Origin of the sequence: Neisseria sp. HMSC055H02 (genome assembly GCF_001813335.1) — a bacterium.
In the GTDB taxonomy this organism is placed as follows: domain Bacteria; phylum Pseudomonadota; class Gammaproteobacteria; order Burkholderiales; family Neisseriaceae; genus Neisseria; species Neisseria sicca_C.
This window is the reverse complement of record NZ_KV812123.1, coordinates 1-804: the sequence shown is the minus strand read 5'-3', so window position 1 is coordinate 804 and position 804 is coordinate 1. Positions and strand designations below refer to the sequence as shown.

Here is an 804-nt window from a genome sequence, read left to right as displayed (position 1 = left end):
GAACGAAGAACTTCGGAAAAAAAGCCAGCGGACAACGACCGACGATTACGGTTCAGGCGTTGAAGCAGTTGGGGCTGTGAGAGCAGGCTGCGGAATATGTTCAGTTCTCTATAGATTTGTTCAGTGTGGGTAAATCGGTGGCCGGTATGCCTAAGGCTAAGCCTGTGTCTTATGTGAAACCGAGATGGGAGGTTGATAGGAAGCTTAATAAATTGACAACTCGTGAACAGGTGGAGAAAAATGTTCAGGAAATAAAAAATGGAAATAAAAACAGTAACTTTAGCCAACATGCTCAACTAGAGAGGAAAATTAAAAAATTAAGAACTTCAGAAGGAAAGGCAAATTCTGCATCTGCAGCTTGATTGAAACTTGATTTGAAGACATCTCAAGCTGCTAATCAAGTTGTTGAAAGTTTGAGAAGTACAGGTAAGCTTCCTTCTAATTATATTGCTAAATCTCAGGCGATAAGTATGGGATGACGTCCAGGAAAAGCCTTGGGTAATACAATAAAAAATGGACAATTAGGGGAAGATATTTTTGCAAATTCTACAAATATTTTACCTGCTAAACAGGGTAGGATATGGTATGAAGCGGACATTGGCTTAATAAATACCATGTCAAGATCGAACCAGACTGGTACTAGATTGTTATATTCTAACGATGGATTGCTATATATAACAACTGATCATTATATCTCTGCAACACAAATTGGAACTTGGAAATAGGAGTATAACTTATGCAAATAGAGATTATCGGTAGTAAAATTTATACGGGACAAGATTTTCATAATCAAATTTCAAAAAT

The 804-nt window shown here is 37.2% G+C and carries 2 pseudogenes; both read left to right on the top strand.

From position 1 onward, the window contains the following. Positions 1-140 precede the first annotated feature (140 nt). Positions 141-332 (top strand): annotated as a pseudogene (locus HMPREF2907_RS13620) (septum formation inhibitor Maf); the annotation flags it as partial. Positions 333-736: 404 nt separating this feature from the next. Further along, positions 737-804, top strand: a pseudogene (locus tag HMPREF2907_RS12705) (barstar family protein); the annotation flags it as partial.